The sequence below is a fragment of the Pseudomonas brassicacearum genome, from assembly GCF_003732265.1.
Lineage (GTDB): Bacteria > Pseudomonadota > Gammaproteobacteria > Pseudomonadales > Pseudomonadaceae > Aquipseudomonas > Aquipseudomonas brassicacearum_D.
Window position 1 is genome coordinate 175,869 of the sequence record NZ_MOBK01000002.1, and the last position, 19,365, is coordinate 195,233.

Sequence of the window (19,365 nt, forward strand, 5' to 3'; positions counted from 1 at the left end):
TGCGGCCCTCTTGGTCACCCGGCGATATCGCGAATGGCGATCTCGCTCATGATGCGTTCCAGCACCTGGTCGATGGATAATTCCGTGGAATCCAGCTGTATGGCGTCAGCCGCCGGTTTGAGCGGGGCTACCGCTCGCTGGGTGTCACGCTCATCGCGGACACGTATCTCATCTAGCAGACTCGACAGACTAACACCATCGACTTTGCCCTTCAACTGCAAGTATCGACGGCGCGCACGCTCCTCGGCACTGGCAGTGAGGAATATCTTCAAGGGTGCGTCCGGAAAAACCACCGTGCCCATATCTCGGCCATCGGCTACCAGTCCCGGCATTTCCTGGAAAGCACGCTGGCGCTGCAGCAGCGCCTCGCGTACGGCGGGCAATGCCGCAACCTGGGACGCGCCGGCGCCGACACTTTCAGTACGAATCACATCACTGACTTCGTCGCCTTCCAGAATGATTCGCTGCAGTTGACCGTCCGTCGCAGCGATGAACTGAACGTCCAGATGCGCCGCGAGCGCCTTCAGCAACTCTTCATTGGTCAGATCAACACCATGATTATGCGCAGCGAACGCCAGCAAACGGTACAACGCACCGGAATCCAGCAGATTCCAGCCCAGACGTTTCGCCAGAATCCCGGCGATCGTGCCTTTACCGGAACCGCTCGGGCCATCGATGGTAATGACTGGCGACTTGTTGATCACGACTGAGCCTCTTCAGCAACCCGGATACCGACCTGCGCGCACAGCGCGAGGAAGTTCGGGAACGACGTCGCGACGTTGGCGCAATCGTGGATGCGGATCGGTGCAGTCGCGCGCAGCGATGCAACGCTGAACGCCATGGCAATCCGGTGATCGCCATGTCCATGCACTTCGCCGCCACCGATCTGGCCGCCGTCGATGATGATGCCATCCGGTGTCGGTTCGCACTTGACGCCCAGCGCCAGCAAGCCATCCGCCATGACCTGAATCCGGTCCGACTCTTTGACCCGCAACTCTTCAGCGCCACGCAACACCGTGCGCCCTTCGGCACAGGCCGCAGCCACGAACAGCACCGGGAATTCGTCGATGGCCAGTGGAACCAGGGCCTCGGGAATCTCGATACCTTTAAGTTTAGCTGCACGTACGCGCAAGTCCGCGACCGGCTCGCCACCGACTTCACGCTGGTTTTCCAGGGTGATATCGCCGCCCATCAGGCGCAGGATGTCGATCACGCCGGTACGGGTCGGGTTGATGCCGACGTGCTCAAGCACCAGCTCCGAACCTTCGGCGATCGACGCGGCCACCAGGAAGAACGCGGAGGACGAGATGTCGCCCGGCACTTCGATGTGGGTCGCGGTCAGCTTGTGCCCGGACTCGACCGATGCAGTCGCGCCGCTGACGCTGACCGGATAGCCAAAACCTTGCAGCATGCGCTCGGTATGGTCGCGCGTCGGTGCAGGCTCGGTAACGGTGGTCTTGCCTTCAGCGTACAGACCCGCCAGCAGCAGGCAGGATTTAACCTGGGCACTGGCCATTGGCATGGTGTAGGTCAAACCCTTGAGCTTGTTGCCGCCACGAATGATCATCGGTGGACGACCTTCAGCAGCGGTCTCGATCACGGCGCCCATTTCACGTAGCGGATTGGCCACGCGATTCATGGGGCGCTTGGACAGCGAAGCGTCACCGGTCAGGGTGCTGTCGAAGCTCTGCGCAGCCAACAGGCCAGACAGCAGGCGCATCGAAGTACCGGAGTTGCCCAGATAGATCGGGCCAGGTGCCGGTTTCAGACCGTGCAGGCCGACACCGTGAATGGTCACACGCCCATGGTGCGGACCTTCGATCACAACGCCCATGTCGCGGAAGGCTTGCAGGGTCGCCAGAGCATCTTCGCCCTCGAGGAAGCCTTCGACTTCGGTGACGCCTTCGGCGAGGGAGCCAAGCATGATCGAACGGTGGGAAATCGATTTATCGCCCGGTACACGAATCCGCCCAGTCAGGCGGCCACCAGGTTGTGCCAGGAAAATCAGGTCGTTGGAGTTCATAGCGTCCACATAGGCCCGGCGGGCCAGGATTTTACTGAAATGCTCGCGGGCAACCCGGGCGCGAGTGAACACGCCCAACAATTGGTGCCCATCCCCTGCATCGACCGCGTCGCGCAAGGCGTCGAGGTCGCTGCGAAATGTATCGAGTGTGCGCAGGACAGCTTCGCGGTTGGCGAGGAAGATGTCGTGCCACATGACCGGGTCGCTTCCCGCGATTCTTGTGAAATCGCGGAAACCGCCGGCAGCGTAACGGAAGATCTCAAGGTTTTCATTGCGCTTGGCCAACGAGTCGACCAAACCGAACGCCAACAGGTGCGGCAAATGGCTGGTCGCCGCCAACACTTCATCGTGGCGCTCGACCTGCATGTGCTCGACATCGGCGCCCAATTCGCGCCACAAACGGTCGACCACTGCCAGCGCGGCCGGATCGGTTTGATCCAGCGGCGTCAGAATCACTTTATGACGACGGAACAGCTCGGCGTTGGAGGCTTCCACCCCGCTCTGCTCGGAACCGGCAATCGGATGCCCCGGCACAAAACGCGACGGCATGCCGCCAAACGCTTCGGTTGCAGCACGGACGACATTGCCTTTGGCACTACCGACGTCGGTCAGAATCGCCGATCCCAGCTCCATTGCCGCCAGGCGTGCCAGCATTTTTTCCATGGCCAGGATCGGGATGGCCAGTTGAATCACGTCAGCGCCCTGGCAAGCAGCGGCCAGGTCTTCTTCGCAGCGATCCACCACGCCCAACTCGACCGCCAGCTTGCGCGACTGCGGATCGAGATCGACCCCGACCACTTCGCGGCACAGGCCGCTTTCACGCAAACCCTTGGCGAACGAACCGCCGATCAATCCCAGACCGACCACCACCAGGCGACCGATCATAGGTGCAGCAGATTGCAGTGCAGTGACATCAACCACGAGCGAGAACCTTGGTCAGCGCCTCTAGGAAGCGGCTGTTTTCCGCCGGCAAACCGATCGTGACACGCAGGTGATTGGGCATGCCGTAGTTGGCCACCGGACGCACGATCACGCCTTCGCGCAACAGGCCCTGGAACACCGGCGCAGCCACGCGACCGAGATCAACGCAGATGAAGTTGCCCTTGGACGGGATCCAGCTCAGCCCCAACTCACGGAAACCGGCTTCCAGTTGCAGCATGCCGGACTCGCTCAGGCGACGGCTTTGCGCCAGGTAATCGAGGTCTTGCAGCGCAGCGCACGCAGCGGCCAAGGCCAGGCTGTTAACGTTGAACGGCTGACGCACACGGTTCAGCACGTCCGCGACCACAGCAGTGGACAAGCCATAACCAACCCGCAACGCCGCCAGACCGTAAGCCTTGGAGAACGTACGCGAAACCAGCAGGTTCGGATAAGCCGCCAGATAATCCAGGCCATCCGGCAAGTCGCTGCCCTCGGCGTATTCGATGTAGGCCTCGTCCAGCACGACCAGCACATGCGCCGGAACATCCTGCAGGAATTCGTCCAGTGCCTCGGCATCGAACCAGGTTCCGGTCGGGTTGTTCGGGTTGGCAATGAAGACCACGCGAGTGTCGGCATCGATTGCCGCCAGCATGCCCGACAGGTCATGCCCCCAGTCTTTGGCCGGAATCACTTTGGCCTGGGCGCCAACGGCCTGGGTCACGATCGGATAGACCGCAAACGCGTGCTCGCTGAACACGGCATTCAGGCCCGGGGCCAGATAGGCACGCGCGACCAACTCCAAAATGTCGTTGGAGCCATTGCCCAGCGTCACTTGATTCAGTTCGACGCGGCACTGCTCGGCCAACAGGGTCTTGAGCGCAAAACCATTGCCGTCCGGATAGCGGGTCAGCTCGGCCAACGCATTCTGAATCGCCGTCAGCGCTTTGGGACTCGCACCCAACGGGTTTTCATTACTGGCCAGTTTGACGATGCTCGCCGGATCGAGGTCCAGCTCGCGCGCCAGTTCGTCCACAGGCTTGCCCGGGACGTACGGCGATAGTTGTTGCACGCCCGGCTGTGCCAGGGCGAGGAAGTCGTCACTCATTTGCTACCCCTTAGAGAACTGCTTTCGGGTAGGAACCCAGCACTTTGAGTGCCACTGCTTCCTGACTGATCTTTTCCAGCACACCTTTGATCAATGGATCGCGATGGTGGCCGACGAAGTCGATGAAGAACACGTAGGTCCATTTACCGCTGCGCGACGGACGCGTCTCGATTCGGGTCAGGTCGATGCCGTTGTCGTGGAACGGCACCAGCAACTCGTGAAGCGCGCCTGGCTTGTTGCTCATCGAAACGATGATCGACGTCTTGTCGTCGCCGGTTGGCGGCACTTCCTGACTGCCGATCATCAGGAATCGCGTGGAGTTATCCGGGCGATCCTCGATTTTCTCGGCCAGACGGGTCAACCCGTACAGGCCTGCGGCCATGTCGCCGGCAATTGCCGCCGAGTTCCACTCACCTTTAACCCGCTTGGCCGCTTCGGCGTTGCTGGACACCGCCACGCGCTCGACATTCGGGTAGTGTGCGTCCAGCCACTTGCGGCACTGGGCCAGCGACTGGGCGTGGGAATAGATGCGACTGATGCTGTCGGTCTTGGTGTTTTCACCGACCAACAGGTGGTGGTGAATCCGCAACTCGACTTCGCCACAGATGACCATGTCGTGTTCGAGAAAACTGTCGAGGGTGTGGTTGACCGCGCCCTCGGTGGAGTTTTCCACCGGGACCACGCCAAAGTTCACCGCACCAGCCGCCACCTCGCGGAACACTTCATCGATCGCCGCCATCGGCTTGCTGATCACTGCGTGGCCGAAGTGTTTCATGGCCGCCGCTTGAGTGAACGTGCCTTCAGGGCCGAGGTAAGCCACTTTCAGCGGCTGCTCAAGGGCCAGGCACGAGGACATGATTTCGCGGAACAACCGCGCCATCTCTTCGTTGCCCAGCGGCCCCTGGTTACGCTCCATCACGCGCTTGAGCACCTGAGCTTCACGCTCAGGACGATAGAACACCGGCACTTCGCCTTCGGCCAGCGAGGCCATCTTTACTCGCGCAACTTCCTGGGCGCAGCGTGCGCGCTCACTGATCAGCTCCAGGACTTTAGTGTCCAGGGCATCAATGCGAACGCGCAGTGCCTTGAGTTCTTGCTCAGACATTAGCCGTGTTCCTTCTCGAACTCTGCCATGTACGAAACCAGTGCGTTGACCGCAACGATGTCGACGGCGTTATAGATGGAGGCGCGCATGCCACCCACGGAACGGTGGCCCTTGAGGTTCAACAGGCCACGTTCGTCGGCACCGGCCAGGAACGGCTTGTCCAGACGGTCGTCAGCCAGACGGAACGGCACGTTCATCCAAGAGCGATCCGACGGGTTGATCGGGTTGCTATACAAGCCGCTGGCGTCGATGAAGCCGTACAGCGTGCGCTGCTTCACTTCGTTGAGCTTGCCGATGGCTTCGACGCCGCCCTGCTCTTTCAGCCACTCGAACACCAGGCCGGACAAGTACCAGGCCAGGGTCGGCGGCGTGTTGTACATCGAGCCGTTGTCGGCCGCGACCTTGTAGTTGAGCATGGTCGGGCACAGGGAACGGGCGTGACCCAGCAGGTCTTCGCGAACGATGTTCACGACGATGCCGCTCGGGCCGATGTTTTTCTGGGCGCCAGCGTAAATCATGCCGAAACGCGAAACATCGACCGGACGCGACAGGATGTCCGAAGACATGTCGGCTACCAGCGGAACGTCACCGGTTTCTGGAATCCACTGGAATTCCAGGCCGCCGATGGTTTCGTTCGGCGCGTAGTGAACGTAGGCCGCGTCTTTCGACAGGTTCCATTCGTTCTGACCGGGAATAGCGAAATAGTCGTAAGGCTTGGCGGTCGCGGCGACATTCACGTTGCCGTAGCGCGAAGCTTCTTCGATGGCTTTCTGCGACCAGATACCGGTGTCGATATAGTCGGCAGTACCGTTTTCCGGCAACAGGTTCAGGGGAATCTGAGCAAATTGCTGGCTGGCGCCGCCTTGCAGAAACAGCACTTTATAGTTCGAGGGGATATTCAGCAGATCACGCAGATCCTGCTCGGCCTTGGTGGCGATGGACACGAACTCATCACTGCGATGGCTCATTTCCATGACCGACAGGCCCTTGCCGTGCCAGTCAAGGAGTTCACCCTGGGCGCGCTGCAGGACAGCTTCAGGAAGTGCCGCAGGACCGGCACAGAAGTTATAGGCTCTCTTGCTCACATCCAATCTCGCTCTGATTTGGTAGGTCATGCAAACTTATCAGTCGACGCAGATCCAATGTGGGAGCGGGCTTGCTCGCGAAGGCGGTGTAACAGACGACATCGATGTTGAATGTCAGTCCGTCTTCGCGAGCAAGCCCGCTCCCACACTCGATCTCTATGGGCGCCGAAATTTCATTACGGACAAACAACAAGGGGGCGAATTTTCATCCGCCCCCTGTTTGTTCGCTTACTCTTGTGGCTCTTCGTCAGCGGCGGCATCGAGTTGCTGATCATCAACAACGTCGTCGATCACGACTTCGCCGATGAACTCTGCACCTTCTTCACCTTCCAGCTCTTCACCTTCGACTTCCGATGGCTCCTGAACCCGCTCCAGACCGACCAGTGTTTCATCGCTGGCCAGCTTGATCAGGGTCACGCCCTGGGTGTTACGACCCAGGCTGGACACTTCGTCGACACGCGTACGAACCAGGGTGCCCTGGTCGGAAATCAGCATGATTTCCTCGCCATCGAGCACCTGGACCGCGCCGACCAGACGGCCGTTACGGTCGTTGCTGACCATGGCAATAACGCCCTGACCGCCACGCTTGTACTCAGGGAACTCGGTGATCGCAGTACGCTTGCCGAAACCACGCGCCGAAGCGGTGAGGATCTGGCTGCCTTCTTCCGGGATCAGCATGGAAATCAGCTTCTGCCCTTCCGGCAGACGCATGCCGCGCACACCACGAGCGGTACGGCCCATGGCGCGAACGTCGGTTTCCTTGAAGCGAGTGACCTTGCCGCCGTCGGAGAACAGCATGACTTCGCGCTCGCCATCGGTAATGGCGGCAGAAATCAGTACGTCACCTTCGTCCAGCTCCAGCGCGATCAGACCAACGCTGCGTTGACGGCTGAAGGATTCCAGCGGGGTCTTCTTCACGGTGCCTTTGGCGGTCGCCATGAAGATGAAGTGACCTTCGGTGTATTCCTCGACCGGCAGCATGGTGGTGATGTATTCATCACTGTCCAGCGGCAGTAGGTTGACCAGCGGACGACCACGGGCAGCGCGGGACGCTTCCGGAATTTCGTAGGTTTTCAGCCAGTACACTTTGCCTTTGCTGGAGAACAGCAGCAGCGTGGTGTGGCTGTTGGCGACCAGCAGGTGAGCGATGTAGTCTTCATCTTTAACGCCGGTCGCCGACTTGCCTTTACCGCCACGACGCTGAGCCTGGTACGCAGCCAACGGCTGGGTCTTGGCATAGCCACCGTGGGAGATGGTCACGACGCGCTCTTCTTCCGGGATCATGTCACCCAGGGTCAGGTCGAGACGGGCATCGAGGATCTCGGTGCGACGCACATCGCCGTATTCGGCGCGGATCACTTCCAGCTCTTCGCGGATCACTTCCATCAGGCGCGTGGCGCTGCTGAGGATGCGGATCAGTTCGCCGATCTGGTTGAGGATCTCTTGATACTCGGCCAGCAGTTTTTCGTGTTCCAGACCGGTCAGACGGTGCAGACGCAGTTCCAGAATGGCTTGCGCCTGTTCTGGCGACAGGAAGTACTTGCCGTCGCGCAGACCGTATTGCGGGTCCAGGGTCTCCGGACGGCAAGAGTCGGCACCGGCGCGTTCAACCATGGCCACCACGGCGGAGGATTCCCAGGCAGTGCTGATCAGCGCTTCCTTGGCTTCCGACGGGGTTGGCGAGGCCTTGATCAGGGCGATGACCGGGTCGATGTTCGACAGGGCAACCGCTTGACCTTCCAGAATGTGACCACGTTCGCGGGCTTTACGCAGTTCGAACACGGTACGGCGGGTAACGACTTCGCGACGGTGACGAACGAAAGCTTCCAGCAGGTCCTTGAGGTTCAGGATCCGCGGACGGCCGTCGATCAGCGCAACGATGTTGATACCGAACACCGCTTGCAACTGGGTCTGGGCGTAGAGGTTGTTGAGGATCACCTCAGGCACTTCGCCGCGACGCAGTTCGATCACGACGCGCATACCGTCCTTGTCGGACTCGTCGCGCAGCTCGGTGATGCCTTCAAGCTTCTTCTCTTTGACCAGCTCGGCGATCTTCTCGATCAGACGGGCCTTGTTGAGCTGGTAAGGGAGTTCGGTGATGACGATCTGCTGACGGCCACCGACTTTGTCGATGTCTTCGATCGTCGAGCGGGCGCGCATGTAAATGCGGCCGCGACCGGTGCGGTAGGCTTCGATGATGCCGGCGCGACCGTTGATGATCGCAGCGGTCGGGAAGTCCGGACCGGGGATGTATTGCATCAGCTCATCGATGGTCAACTCAGGGTTGTCGATGAGGGCCAGGCAACCGTCGATGACTTCACCGAGGTTGTGCGGCGGAATGTTGGTCGCCATGCCCACGGCGATACCGCTGGAGCCGTTGACCAGCAGGTTGGGAATACGGGTCGGCATGACCGCCGGGATCATTTCGGTGCCGTCGTAGTTCGGCACCCAGTCCACGGTTTCTTTGTGCAGGTCAGCCAGCAGCTCGTGCGCCAGCTTGGTCATGCGCACTTCGGTGTATCGCATGGCCGCGGCGTTGTCGCCGTCCACCGAACCGAAGTTGCCTTGACCGTCTACCAGCAGGTAACGCAGCGAGAACGGCTGCGCCATGCGGACGATGGTGTCGTACACCGCGGTATCGCCGTGCGGGTGATACTTACCGATGACGTCACCGACAACACGGGCAGATTTCTTGTACGGCTTGTTGAAGTCGTTGCCCAGCTCGCTCATCGCGAACAGCACACGCCGGTGCACGGGCTTCAAGCCATCGCGCGCATCCGGCAGGGCCCGCCCGACAATTACGCTCATTGCGTAGTCGAGGTAGGACTGCTTCAGCTCGTCTTCGATATTGACCGGGAGGATTTCTTTGGCCAGTTCGCCCATGAGAAGCTCGATTCCTTTTTCTGGTGAAACTTCGTCACATCCATATGGGACGAACGAAGCTCGCCGCTGCAGGCTGAGTGCCATACACCGACTTACGACAAATCAACAAGATTAACCATGGATTTGCGCAGTAAAGACAACCCCGCGGGACTGCCTCGGAAAACGCCGGATGTTATCACAAGAGCCGCCACGCACCTATCCCCCAGACGCGCATGGAGCATAGTTAGTTGACCGGTGACAGGCTTGAGGGTGACGAGAGGGGCTTAGAGCTGCAATGAATGCAAATTTTGCAGTTAAATAGGGCTGTTTGGTGGCTGTCAGGGCCTCTTCGCGAGCAAGCCCGCTCCCACATTTGATTTATGTGAGCCACGGATCTCAGGCATATCACAGAACCAATGTGGGAGCGGGCTTGCCCGCGAAAGCGATTTCTCAGGCGCCAGAAATTATTAATGCAGACGCTTACGGCACATCAACTGCGCCATCTTCGCCGTATCCGGTCGCTCGACAATGCCCTTTTCGGTAACGATCACGTCGATCAGGTCCGCCGGGGTCACATCGAACACCGGGTTGAACGCATCGACATCCGCCCCGATCCGCTTGCCCCCAACCTCCAGCAATTCACGACCATCGCGCTCTTCGATCGGAATTTCATCGCCACTGGCCAGGTTCATGTCGATGGTCGAACTCGGCGCCACCACCATAAAGCGCACGCCGTGGTGCATGGCGTTGACCGCCAGTTGATAGGTGCCGATCTTGTTCGCCACATCGCCATTGGCAGTGATGCGGTCGGCGCCGACGATCACCCAGGTCACGCCTTTGGTCTTCATGATGTGCGCAGCGGCGGAGTCGGCATTCAGGGTCACAGGAATACCTTCATTGGCCAGTTCCCACGCGGTCAGACGCGAACCTTGCAGCCACGGCCGGGTTTCATCGGCGTAAACCCGCTCGACCATGCCTTCGATAAAGGCCCCACGAATCACGCCCAATGCCGTGCCGAAGCCGCCAGTGGCCAGCGCACCAGTATTGCAGTGAGTCAGGATTGCCTGGGCATTACCCTGGTGCTTGCGGATCAAGTCCACCCCCAGTTGGGCCATGGTCAGGTTGGCTTCGCGATCACTTTCATGAATGGCCATGGCCTCGGCCTCCAGCGCCGCCAGCGGGTCTGCGTCTTCCTTGAGGCGATCCAGCCGGTCGCGCATGCGACTCAGCGCCCAGAACAGGTTGACCGCGGTTGGACGGGAATCGGCCAGTACCGCGTAATCCTCTTCCCACGCAGCCTGCCAGTCACCGCCCTCGGCAATCCGGGCGCGGGCCGACAGCACCATGGCATACGCCGCGCTGATGCCAATCGCTGGCGCACCGCGCACCACCATCGAACGAATGGCCTCGGCCACACCGGCTGCACTGGTGTAGGCAATCCAGGTTTCTTCGAAGGGCAAAACACGCTGATCCAGCAGGTACAGGGCGCCATCACGCCAATCGATGGCCTTCACTTTCTCCGCAGCCAACAGTCGATCGCGCATCCCACACCCCGCACTCAAGCACAAAAGCCGCCGATTATAGCGATCCCCCCGCGAAGACGCTCGGGTATACTTCGCCATCCTTTACAAAAGCACTGGAACCGACCCTCGATGCCGAACACTGCCGCTGCGCTCGACCTGTTATTGCTGCCGACCTGGCTGGTACCCGTCGAACCCGCTGGTGTTGTCCTCAAAGAGCATGGCCTGGGTATCCGTGACGGACGCATCGTCTTTATCGGCCCGCGATCGGCTGCGTTGAAGCTTAACGCAACTGAAGTGCGCGAGTTGCCGGGCATGCTGCTCAGCCCCGGCCTGATCAACGCCCACGGTCACGCCGCCATGACCCTGTTTCGTGGCCTGGCCGATGACCTGCCGCTGATGACCTGGCTGGAAAACCACATCTGGCCGGCTGAAGCCAAATGGGTCGATGAAGATTTCGTGCGGGATGGCACAGACCTCGCCATCGCCGAGCAGATCAAAGGTGGCATCACCTGTTTCTCTGACATGTATTTCTTCCCGAAGGTTGCCAGCGAGCGCGTGCACAACAGCGGTATACGCGCGCAAATCGCCATTCCGATCCTCGATTTCCCGATTCCGGGCGCCAGCACGGCGGACGAAGCCATTCGTCAGGGCGTGGAATTGTTTGGCGATCTAAAGCACCACGAGCGCATCAAAATCACTTTCGGCCCCCATGCGCCTTACACCGTGGGCGATGAAAACCTGGAGAAAATCCGGGTGATCGCCGAAGAGCTGGACGCCTCGATCCACATGCACGTGCATGAAACGGCTTTCGAAGTGCAGCAATCGGTCGAGCAGCGCGGTGAGCGCCCGCTCGCCCGCCTTGCCCGCCTGGGCTTGCTCGGGCCGCGCTTCCAGGCCGTTCACATGACCCAGATCAGCGATGAAGACCTGGTGATGCTGGTAGAAAGCAACACCAACGTGATTCATTGCCCGGAATCCAACCTGAAGCTGGCCAGCGGATTTTGCCCGGTCGAGCGCTTGTGGCAGGCCGGCGTCAATGTGGCCGTCGGCACCGACGGCGCCGCCAGCAATAACGACCTGGACCTGTTGGGTGAAACCCGCACCGCGGCGTTGCTGGCCAAGGCTGTCGCCGGCTCCGCCACCGCACTGGATGCGCATCGCGCCTTGCGCATGGCCACGCTCAATGGCGCCCGCGCGCTGGGGATCGAGGCTGAAACCGGCTCGCTGGAAATCGGCAAAGCGGCAGACATCGTCGCGTTCGACCTGTCCGGCCTTGCGCAGCAACCGGTCTACGACCCGGTTTCGCAATTGATCTACGCCACCGGCCGGGACTGCGTGAAACACCTGTGGGTCGCCGGCAAGCAGTTGCTGGATGATCGACGCCTGACCCGCCTGGATGAAGAACAGCTATGCGCCACCGCCAAGGCCTGGGGCCAGCGCATCAGCGGCCGTACCGAATCGTAAGATCCCCGGACCATAAAACCGGGGCAACAGGATTTTTCAAGTTTTAGAGGACTGAACCATGAGCAACGTCGACTACGCCGAAATCGCCAAATTCGAAGCCCTGGCCCATCGCTGGTGGGACCGTGAAAGCGAGTTCAAGCCGCTTCACGACATCAACCCGCTGCGCGTCAACTGGATTGACGAACGGGTCAATCTGGCCGGCAAGAAGGTACTGGACGTCGGCTGCGGCGGCGGGATCCTGAGCGAAGCCATGGCCCAGCGAGGCGCCACCGTCATGGGCATCGACATGGGTGAAGCGCCGCTCGCGGTCGCGCAACTGCATCAGCTGGAATCGGGCGTGAACGTCGAGTACCGGCAGATCACCGCCGAAGGCCTCGCCGAAGAAATGCCCGAGCAATTCGACGTCGTCACGTGCCTGGAAATGCTCGAGCACGTACCGGATCCGTCGTCGGTCATCCGTGCCTGCTTCCGCATGGTCAAGCCCGGCGGCCAGGTGTTCTTCTCCACCATCAACCGCAACCCGAAGGCGTACCTGTTCGCTATCGTCGGCGCTGAATACATTATGAAGCTGCTGCCACGCGGCACGCACGATTTCAAGAAGTTCATCCGCCCTTCCGAGCTCGGTGCCTGGAGCCGCATGGCCGGCCTGACCGTCAAGGACATCATCGGCCTGACGTACAACCCGCTGACCAAGCACTACAAACTGGCGGCCGACGTGGACGTCAATTACATGATCCAGACCCTGCGCGAGGAGTAAGCCGATGCGTATCAGAGCAGTCCTTTTTGACATGGACGGCACGCTGCTCGACACCGCGCCGGACTTTATTGCCATCTGCCAGGCAATGCGCGCCGATCGCGGCTTGCCGCCAATGAATGACAAGCACATCCGTGACGAGATTTCCGGCGGCGCCAAGGCGATGGTCGCCGTGACTTTCTCGATGGACCCGGAATCCCCAGGCTTTGAAGAGCTGCGACTCGAGTTCCTTGAGCGTTATCTGGCCGGTTGCGCGGTGCATAGCAAGCTCTTCGACGGCATGGGCGAATTGCTCGCCGACATCGAGAAGGCCAACCTGATCTGGGGCGTGGTGACCAACAAGCCGCTGCGTTTCGCCGAGCCGATCATGCAGCAACTGGGGCTGGCTGAGCGTTCCGCGCTGCTGATCTGCCCGGACCACGTGAAGAACAGCAAGCCAGACCCGGAGCCGCTGATTCTGGCGTGCAAGATGCTCGACCTGGACCCGGCCAGCGTGTTGTTTGTCGGCGACGACCTGCGCGATATCGAATCGGGCCGCGATGCCGGCACCAAAACCGCTGCAGTGACTTACGGCTACATTCACCCCGACGACAACCCGCGTCACTGGGGTGCGGACGTGGTGGTGGATCATCCGCTGGAGTTGCGCAAGGTACTCGATAGCGCGCTCTGTAGCTGCTGAGCTGAACACCGCAGGTTGCTTTTGTGGCGAGGGGGCTAGCCCCCGTTAGAGTGCGAAGCGCTCCCCTGCATTTTCCAGCGACACCGCATTTGCCGGTTTGCGACTGCTTCGCAGCCGAACGGGGGCAAGCCCCCTCGCCACAGGCTCCCCCTACAAGGGATAGCGTTTGACCTGAAGAATTTTTGTTGAGGTTTCTTATGTTTGATTATTGCGCTCGCCCCGAATTGCTCAAGGACCGGGTCATTCTGGTCACCGGTGCCGGCCGCGGCATCGGCGCGGCGGCTGCGAAAACCTACGCAGCCCATGGCGCCACCGTGTTGCTGCTGGGCAAGACCGAAGCCAACCTGACTCAGGTGTATGACGAAATCGAAGCAGCCGGGCATCCTCAGCCGGCGGTGATTCCGTTCAACCTGGAGACCGCCCTGCCCCACCAGTACGACGAACTGGCGGCAATGATCGAGACCGAGTTCGGCCACCTCGACGGCTTGCTGCACAACGCCTCGATCATCGGTCCGCGCACGCCGATCGAACAGCTGTCCGGCGAAAACTTCATGCGTGTCATGCAAGTCAACGTCAACGCCATGTTCATGCTCACCAGCACCCTGCTGCCCTTGCTCAAGTTGTCGCAAGACGCCTCGGTGGTGTTTACCTCCAGCAGCGTCGGCCGCAAGGGCCGCGCGTACTGGGGCGCCTACGGCGTTTCCAAGTTTGCCACCGAGGGCCTGATGCAAACCCTGGCCGACGAAGTGGACACCGTGGCTCCGGTCCGCTCCAACAGCATCAACCCGGGCGCCACGCGCACCAGCATGCGGGCCCAGGCTTACCCCGGGGAAAACCCGCTCAACAACCCGACCCCGGAGGAGATTATGCCGGTCTACCTCTACCTGATGGGGCCGGACAGCACTGGCATCAATGGCCAGGCGTTCAACGCCCAGTAACACCGTGCGTCGCTTTTGTGCCGTGCCGATTTTCCGGCGCGGCACTCAAAGTGAGTCGTAACTACCCCCCTCCCAGTCAAACAACCGACACCCCCTTTCGTTAAAAAAACGCAAAGTAAAACGCATCTATATGATTTTTATGGTTTTTTATTCGAATGAACTGAATGGCACGACTTTAGCTCTAAATTTGCTCAGACACGCAGTGTGAAGCAGACGGGCAGACGCTGGAGTCGATAGGTTACTAATCTTCGACAAAGCGGACTAAACTTGCGCCAACTGTCCCACGGGACTGATGGACCAGTATGACGCGCAGCCCAAAGCCGCTCTCACCCAGCCTGTAAGACAGCTTTACCGCTTAGGGGCACGCCATATGAAATCACCTTCCCAGACCAACGCAGTTGACTTCGATAGCGCCAAATTGCAACGCCTGGGATTTGGTCAGCAACCTCCTCTTCTGGAACGGCCCGTCAGCCTTGCGCAATTGCGCCAGCAACTGGGTCAGCAGTTGCAAACCAGCCTCGAGCCACAACGCATTCTCGGTCTTTTCTTCCGCGAAGTTCAGCGCCTGGTGCCACTGGATGCCTTGAACTATCGGCATCAGGCCAGCGACCTGCGCCTGGAGTTCGGTCAACGCGGCCATCACTCGGTCAGCTACAGCCTCAGCCATGAAGGCGAGCAACTGGGCGAACTGGTCTTTCGCCGCAATCAGCGATTCAGCGAGCTCGATCAAGGCAATCTGGAGTCGTTGTTGTCTGCACTGCTGTTCCCGATGCGCAACGCCCTGCTTTACCGGGCGGCCACGCAAAGCGCATTGCGCGACCCATTGACCGATACCGGCAACCGCATCGCGATGGATCAGACCCTGGAACGCGAAATCGAGATGTCGCGACGCCACTTGATGCCTTTGTCACTGCTGATGCTGGACATCGACCACTTCAAAAACGTCAACGACAGTTATGGCCACAATGCCGGCGATGACGTGCTCAAGGCAGTCGCCACCGCGATCAAGAACCAGTTGCGCAATGTCGACATGGTGTTCCGGTTTGGCGGCGAAGAGTTTCTGATCCTGCTGTCCAACACCACTCGCGAAGCGGCGGCCATGGTCGGCGAACGACTGCGGGCGGCGGCTCAGGCCGAGGATTATCGGGCGGATGGCAATGCGGTTGAGCTGACGGTCAGCCTTGGCTGTTCAACCCTGCTGCCGGGTGAGTCTGCCGAGAGCCTGTTGCGACGAGCAGACAGCGCGTTATACGTCGCCAAGCGCGAGGGGCGAAACCGGTTGACGATGGCAGGTTGAGTTTTCGCAACACCGCATAACCAATGTGGGAGCGGGCTTGCTCGCGAAAGCGGTGTATCAGTCGAAATTTTTATCGCCTGACACACCGCTTTCGCGAGCAAGCCCGCTCCCACATTTGGTTTGTGTTGCCTATGGATCAGCTTTCCGCCAGCACCATGCGCTCACGCGCCACCGGTGCTTTTTCCGAATGCTCCAGCTGCATGCAGCGCTCCAGAAACAGGTGCATGTAGTCGTAGCTCTTGCAGACCGCCTGACGCAGTTCCACTTGCAATGACTTGCTCGGGTTCATACCCGCCAGGGTGCAGATGATTTCCAGCGCCTCCCACGGATGGGCGTCGTCGTACTGGGCGTGCATCTTCAACCACTTCATGGCCCGTTTGCGATCTTCTTCCGGGAACGCCGCGGCGTAGACGCCACTGGAGCAAACCAGTGCCGACCACTCGCCGGTCGCGCCCTCGATGGCGTAGTTGGTCGCCGCGATGGCGACGATCAACGAATCCGCCGAACTGGTATGCCAGCACCAATGGCTCAGGGCGTGAAGTTCAGGAGCCACCTGCTGCTCCTGCAAATCTTCAAGGCTGACGCCATGCGCCCGACTCCAGTTCACCCAGTAATCAGCATGGTTCAATTCCACGCGAATATTGCGCATCAGCCAGCGACGCGCCATGTCTTCGCCAGGATGGCGGGCAAAGCGGGTCTTGGTCAGGTTTTGTGCCATGTATAACGCGAACTGTTCAACGACCGGCCAGCCACCAATAAGGTACTGACGCATGGTTTTTGCGCTGAGTTTGTTATCTCGCATGCGCTGATACAGTTCGTGTTCGACAACCCGGCGCTTACTCTCGCTGCAATCCTTGATGAGCTGTTGAGCCCAGGCGGGATAACTTGCAGCTTCCATGAGTGGTCCGGTTCGGTTGAATGTGTCGATCACTGTCGGGCTCCTTTTGATTGTGATTGTTCGGATCAGCAAGAGATTTCAACGGAACGTGCCAGGGGCCTTGAACAACAAAGGCTGGGGCCTGGCAGGACGACTTTGCAAACTATCGCAGGTAAACAGATGCGGGCGTTCAATCACATACCCTTGAGCGAAATCGACCCCGATTTCGAGCAATGCCTGCTCGATCTGGGGTGACTCTACAAACTCGGCAATCGTGCGCTTACCCATGACATGGCCGATGTGGTTGATCACTTCGACCATGGCGCGGTTAATCGGGTCGTCCAGCATGTCCTTTACGAAACTCCCGTCGATCTTCAAGAAGTCTACAGGCAAATGTTTCAAGTAAGCGAATGAGGACATTCCGGCACAAAAGTCATCTAACGAGAAGTGACAACCTAAACCTTTGAGCTCATTGATAAATCTGATTGCACTGCCCAAATTGGAAATTGCACTGGTTTCAGTGATTTCAAAACAAATCATTTCAGGCGGAATTGAATAGTTAACAAACTGTTCACGCAGGAAGTCCAGAAACGCCTCATCTCCGATAGTAGTGCCTGACAGATTAATCGCACACATGGCCAGCGGCCCCTTGCGCTTTTCCGCCATGCATTGGGCAATGATCTTGAAGACGTTCTCCACCACCCAACGATCGAGTGCCGTCATCAGCCCATAACGCTCCGCCGCCGGGATGAAACTGTCCGGCAGGATCATGCGGCCGGCTTCGTCATGCAGACGCAACAGAATTTCGATATGCCCGCCCCCGCGCTCGGTATGCCCTAGCGGTGCGATTTCCTGGGAGTACAGGCAAAAGCGATCCTCCTCCAGCGCCATGTGCAGACGCTGGACCCAAGCCATCTCGCCAAAGCGCAGTGACAGTTCCGAGTCATCGGCGTGATAGACCTGAACCCGGTTGCGCCCTTTTTCCTTGGCCATGTAGCACGCCATATCAGCGGCACGCAGCGAGGCCTCAAGGGAGGTTGGCGTTTGCGCAAGATGAACCAGCCCGATGCTCACCGTCGTCACGAAGGGCCGGCCTTTCCAGACAAAGTGCAGGTTCTGGACGGTCTGGCGCAGGCTCTCGGCAATCTTGTCAGCCGCTTCCGGCGCGCAGTTTTCCAACAAAATGCCGAACTCGTCGCCGCCCAGACGCGCCAAGGTGTCGCCTTCGCGCAAGCCCGATTGCAACAGCGCGCAGATATGCCGCAGCAACTCGTCGCCCGCCGCATGGCCGCAGGTGTCGTTGACCAGTTTGAATTGATCCAGATCGAGAAACATCAGGGCATGACGCCCGGAATGCCGCGTCAGGTTGTGCAGTGCCTGCTCCAGCCGAAACTCGAACTCTCGGCGGTTGGCCAGCCCGGTCAAGGCGTCATGAGTCGCCTGCCAGGACAGATTGGCAATGTATTGGCGCTCTTGAGTCATGTCATGCAACACCAGCACGGTGCCGCTGACCTTGCCCGCATTGCGAATCGGCGAGCCAACCAGCGTCACCGACACCGTGCTGCCATCCAGACGCTGAATCAGCTTTGAATGTTCGCTGCCCCCGCTCAGCTGACCGCTCAAGATATGTTCGATCAACGTGAAACCATCAGCCTGAGCGTTTTCATCCAGCAAATTGAACAGTGCAGCCAAAGGCAAACCCGTCGCCTGATCGGCTTTCCAGTGGGTCAGCGCCTCCGCGGCGGGATTCATGTAGGCGATAGCGCCTTCGACATCCGTGGTGATGACCCCGTCGCCAATGGATTGCAGGGTGATCTGCGCCCGGTCTTTCTCCAGTTGCAGCGCCTCGGCGAACTCATGGCGCTGCCTGAGCAACTTGTGCGTACGTAGCAACGCCAGCGCGATCAGGCCCAGCGCCGTGGCGAGGTTGGTCACCAGCAGCAACCGGAGAATCAGGCGCGAGCCCTCGCCCAACGCATCGCTGAACGCTTTGGCCGCGGGCGTTACTGCATCGTTGATGGTGAATATCCGATCCTTCCAGCGCCAGATATCAGCGGTGGTCGCCTGACCTTCGGTAATGCGCCGGTGCATCTCTTGCGCAACTTCATTGAGTTGCAGCAGGTACGCGTCGCCCACCGTCCAGCGGTCGATGGCTTTTTCGAGGTAGGTGAAATGACGGAAATTGAGGTAGAGCCAGATCAGGCTGGAAACGTCGTCGGGGTGATTGCCCCCTTTGAGGATCGCCACTCGCGCGGCCTCGATATCCGGCGGCTGGAGATCCAGCGCCACACGCAATTCGTGGCCACCCTGAGGGACGGCAATGGCGTTCTGGTATTTGAGGAAAATCGCCTCGTCGCGATTGTCCGCGTAGAGGTTGAGGTAATAGATGGCGTCCTTTTGACCCTTTGACCAAAGGCTTTCACCGGCAACATAGCCGCGAACCGCCGACAAAACGTAAAGGCTGACGCCACCCAACAGGGCCTGAAACAGCACGACGGCAATAAATGGCCAGACGATGCCCAACAGCCGTGGCGTTCCGAGAGTCCGGATTTGATTCATGAGGTCCCTTGTTTTAGCACTGCCAGATCATCATCCCAACGTGATCGCTATAGCTAGACTAGGGTGCGTTCTCGATCCCGGCAAGCGAGAAGCCTGCCAGGACGGACAAGTCCTTGATTAATCGCCAAGATGTTCCCGGCGACGCATGAAGCGCAATAGAAAAGGGACTGCAC

At 59.6% G+C, this 19,365-nt stretch carries 14 protein-coding genes; 5 read left to right on the forward strand and 9 right to left on the reverse strand.

Annotation, left to right across the window (positions count from 1 at the left end):
* Nucleotides 1-14 precede the first annotated feature (14 nt).
* From cmk to mtnA, 7 genes are all read right to left on the reverse strand, one after another.
* The gene (gene cmk, locus BK660_RS06935) at nt 15-704 is read right to left on the reverse strand and encodes a (d)CMP kinase (RefSeq protein WP_027924112.1); all 690 of its coding nucleotides are present in this window, start codon (nt 702-704) and stop codon (nt 15-17) included.
* Nucleotides 701-2,908, reverse strand: a complete 2,208-nt coding sequence (locus BK660_RS06940; protein ID WP_259698491.1) for a bifunctional prephenate dehydrogenase/3-phosphoshikimate 1-carboxyvinyltransferase — start codon at nt 2,906-2,908, stop codon at nt 701-703. The genes cmk and BK660_RS06940 overlap by 4 nt, the downstream gene beginning before the upstream one ends.
* A 28-nt stretch (nt 2,909-2,936) precedes the next feature.
* The gene (hisC, locus tag BK660_RS06945) at nt 2,937-4,049 is read right to left on the reverse strand and encodes a histidinol-phosphate transaminase (protein WP_123432697.1); all 1,113 of its coding nucleotides are present in this window, start codon (nt 4,047-4,049) and stop codon (nt 2,937-2,939) included.
* Nucleotides 4,050-4,059: 10 nt separating this feature from the next.
* On the reverse strand, nt 4,060-5,154 hold the full coding sequence (gene pheA / locus BK660_RS06950) for a prephenate dehydratase (RefSeq protein WP_028620536.1): 1,095 nt from the start codon (nt 5,152-5,154) through the stop codon (nt 4,060-4,062).
* A complete protein-coding gene (gene serC / locus BK660_RS06955; protein ID WP_123433024.1) occupies nt 5,154-6,239 on the reverse strand; it encodes a 3-phosphoserine/phosphohydroxythreonine transaminase in 1,086 nt (361 codons plus the stop codon). The genes pheA and serC overlap by 1 nt, the downstream gene beginning before the upstream one ends.
* A gap of 228 nt (nt 6,240-6,467) precedes the next feature.
* Nucleotides 6,468-9,122: a DNA gyrase subunit A gene (gyrA, locus tag BK660_RS06960; RefSeq protein ID WP_027924108.1), complete on the reverse strand. Its 2,655-nt coding sequence runs from the start codon at nt 9,120-9,122 to the stop codon at nt 6,468-6,470.
* Between the two features lie 446 nt (nt 9,123-9,568).
* On the reverse strand, nt 9,569-10,645 hold the full coding sequence (mtnA, locus tag BK660_RS06965; protein ID WP_123432698.1) for an S-methyl-5-thioribose-1-phosphate isomerase: 1,077 nt from the start codon (nt 10,643-10,645) through the stop codon (nt 9,569-9,571).
* Between the two features lie 108 nt (nt 10,646-10,753).
* Here mtnA and BK660_RS06970 point away from each other — a divergent pair, with 108 nt between their 5' ends.
* From BK660_RS06970 to BK660_RS06990, 5 genes are all read left to right on the forward strand, one after another.
* The gene (locus tag BK660_RS06970; protein WP_123432699.1) at nt 10,754-12,088 is read left to right on the forward strand and encodes a TRZ/ATZ family hydrolase; all 1,335 of its coding nucleotides are present in this window, start codon (nt 10,754-10,756) and stop codon (nt 12,086-12,088) included.
* A gap of 58 nt (nt 12,089-12,146) precedes the next feature.
* Nucleotides 12,147-12,845, forward strand: a complete 699-nt coding sequence (ubiG, locus tag BK660_RS06975) for a bifunctional 2-polyprenyl-6-hydroxyphenol methylase/3-demethylubiquinol 3-O-methyltransferase UbiG (protein ID WP_007945809.1) — start codon at nt 12,147-12,149, stop codon at nt 12,843-12,845.
* Nucleotides 12,846-12,849: 4 nt separating this feature from the next.
* A complete protein-coding gene (gene mupP / locus BK660_RS06980; RefSeq protein ID WP_056744070.1) occupies nt 12,850-13,521 on the forward strand; it encodes an N-acetylmuramic acid 6-phosphate phosphatase MupP in 672 nt (223 codons plus the stop codon).
* A 197-nt stretch (nt 13,522-13,718) separates the two neighbouring features.
* Complete coding sequence (locus BK660_RS06985) at nt 13,719-14,459, forward strand: YciK family oxidoreductase (protein ID WP_123432700.1); 741 nt, start codon at nt 13,719-13,721, stop codon at nt 14,457-14,459.
* A 370-nt stretch (nt 14,460-14,829) separates the two neighbouring features.
* The gene (locus BK660_RS06990; protein WP_123432701.1) at nt 14,830-15,756 is read left to right on the forward strand and encodes a GGDEF domain-containing protein; all 927 of its coding nucleotides are present in this window, start codon (nt 14,830-14,832) and stop codon (nt 15,754-15,756) included.
* A 136-nt stretch (nt 15,757-15,892) separates the two neighbouring features.
* On the opposite strand, the gene BK660_RS07000 is transcribed toward BK660_RS06990, so the two are convergent.
* On the reverse strand, nt 15,893-16,687 hold the full coding sequence (locus BK660_RS07000; RefSeq protein ID WP_123432703.1) for an iron-containing redox enzyme family protein: 795 nt from the start codon (nt 16,685-16,687) through the stop codon (nt 15,893-15,895).
* 45 nt (nt 16,688-16,732) lie between these two features.
* Nucleotides 16,733-19,192, reverse strand: a complete 2,460-nt coding sequence (locus tag BK660_RS07005) for an EAL domain-containing protein (RefSeq protein ID WP_123432704.1) — start codon at nt 19,190-19,192, stop codon at nt 16,733-16,735.
* Nucleotides 19,193-19,365 lie beyond the last annotated feature (173 nt).

Bases quoted from the DNA above. Each gene is read 5' to 3' on its own strand.
- BK660_RS06940 (WP_259698491.1), bottom strand. From the start codon at position 2,908: ATGATCGGTCGCCTGGTGGTGGTCGGTCTGGGATTGATCGGCGGTTCG.
- hisC (WP_123432697.1), bottom strand. From the start codon at position 4,049: ATGAGTGACGACTTCCTCGCCCTGGCACAGCCGGGCGTGCAACAACTA.
- pheA (WP_028620536.1), bottom strand. From the start codon at position 5,154: ATGTCTGAGCAAGAACTCAAGGCACTGCGCGTTCGCATTGATGCCCTG.
- gyrA (WP_027924108.1), bottom strand. From the start codon at position 9,122: ATGGGCGAACTGGCCAAAGAAATCCTCCCGGTCAATATCGAAGACGAG.
- mtnA (WP_123432698.1), bottom strand. From the start codon at position 10,645: ATGCGCGATCGACTGTTGGCTGCGGAGAAAGTGAAGGCCATCGATTGG.
- BK660_RS06970 (WP_123432699.1), top strand. From the start codon at position 10,754: ATGCCGAACACTGCCGCTGCGCTCGACCTGTTATTGCTGCCGACCTGG.
- ubiG (WP_007945809.1), top strand. From the start codon at position 12,147: ATGAGCAACGTCGACTACGCCGAAATCGCCAAATTCGAAGCCCTGGCC.
- mupP (WP_056744070.1), top strand. From the start codon at position 12,850: ATGCGTATCAGAGCAGTCCTTTTTGACATGGACGGCACGCTGCTCGAC.
- BK660_RS06985 (WP_123432700.1), top strand. From the start codon at position 13,719: ATGTTTGATTATTGCGCTCGCCCCGAATTGCTCAAGGACCGGGTCATT.
- BK660_RS06990 (WP_123432701.1), top strand. From the start codon at position 14,830: ATGAAATCACCTTCCCAGACCAACGCAGTTGACTTCGATAGCGCCAAA.
- BK660_RS07005 (WP_123432704.1), bottom strand. From the start codon at position 19,192: ATGAATCAAATCCGGACTCTCGGAACGCCACGGCTGTTGGGCATCGTC.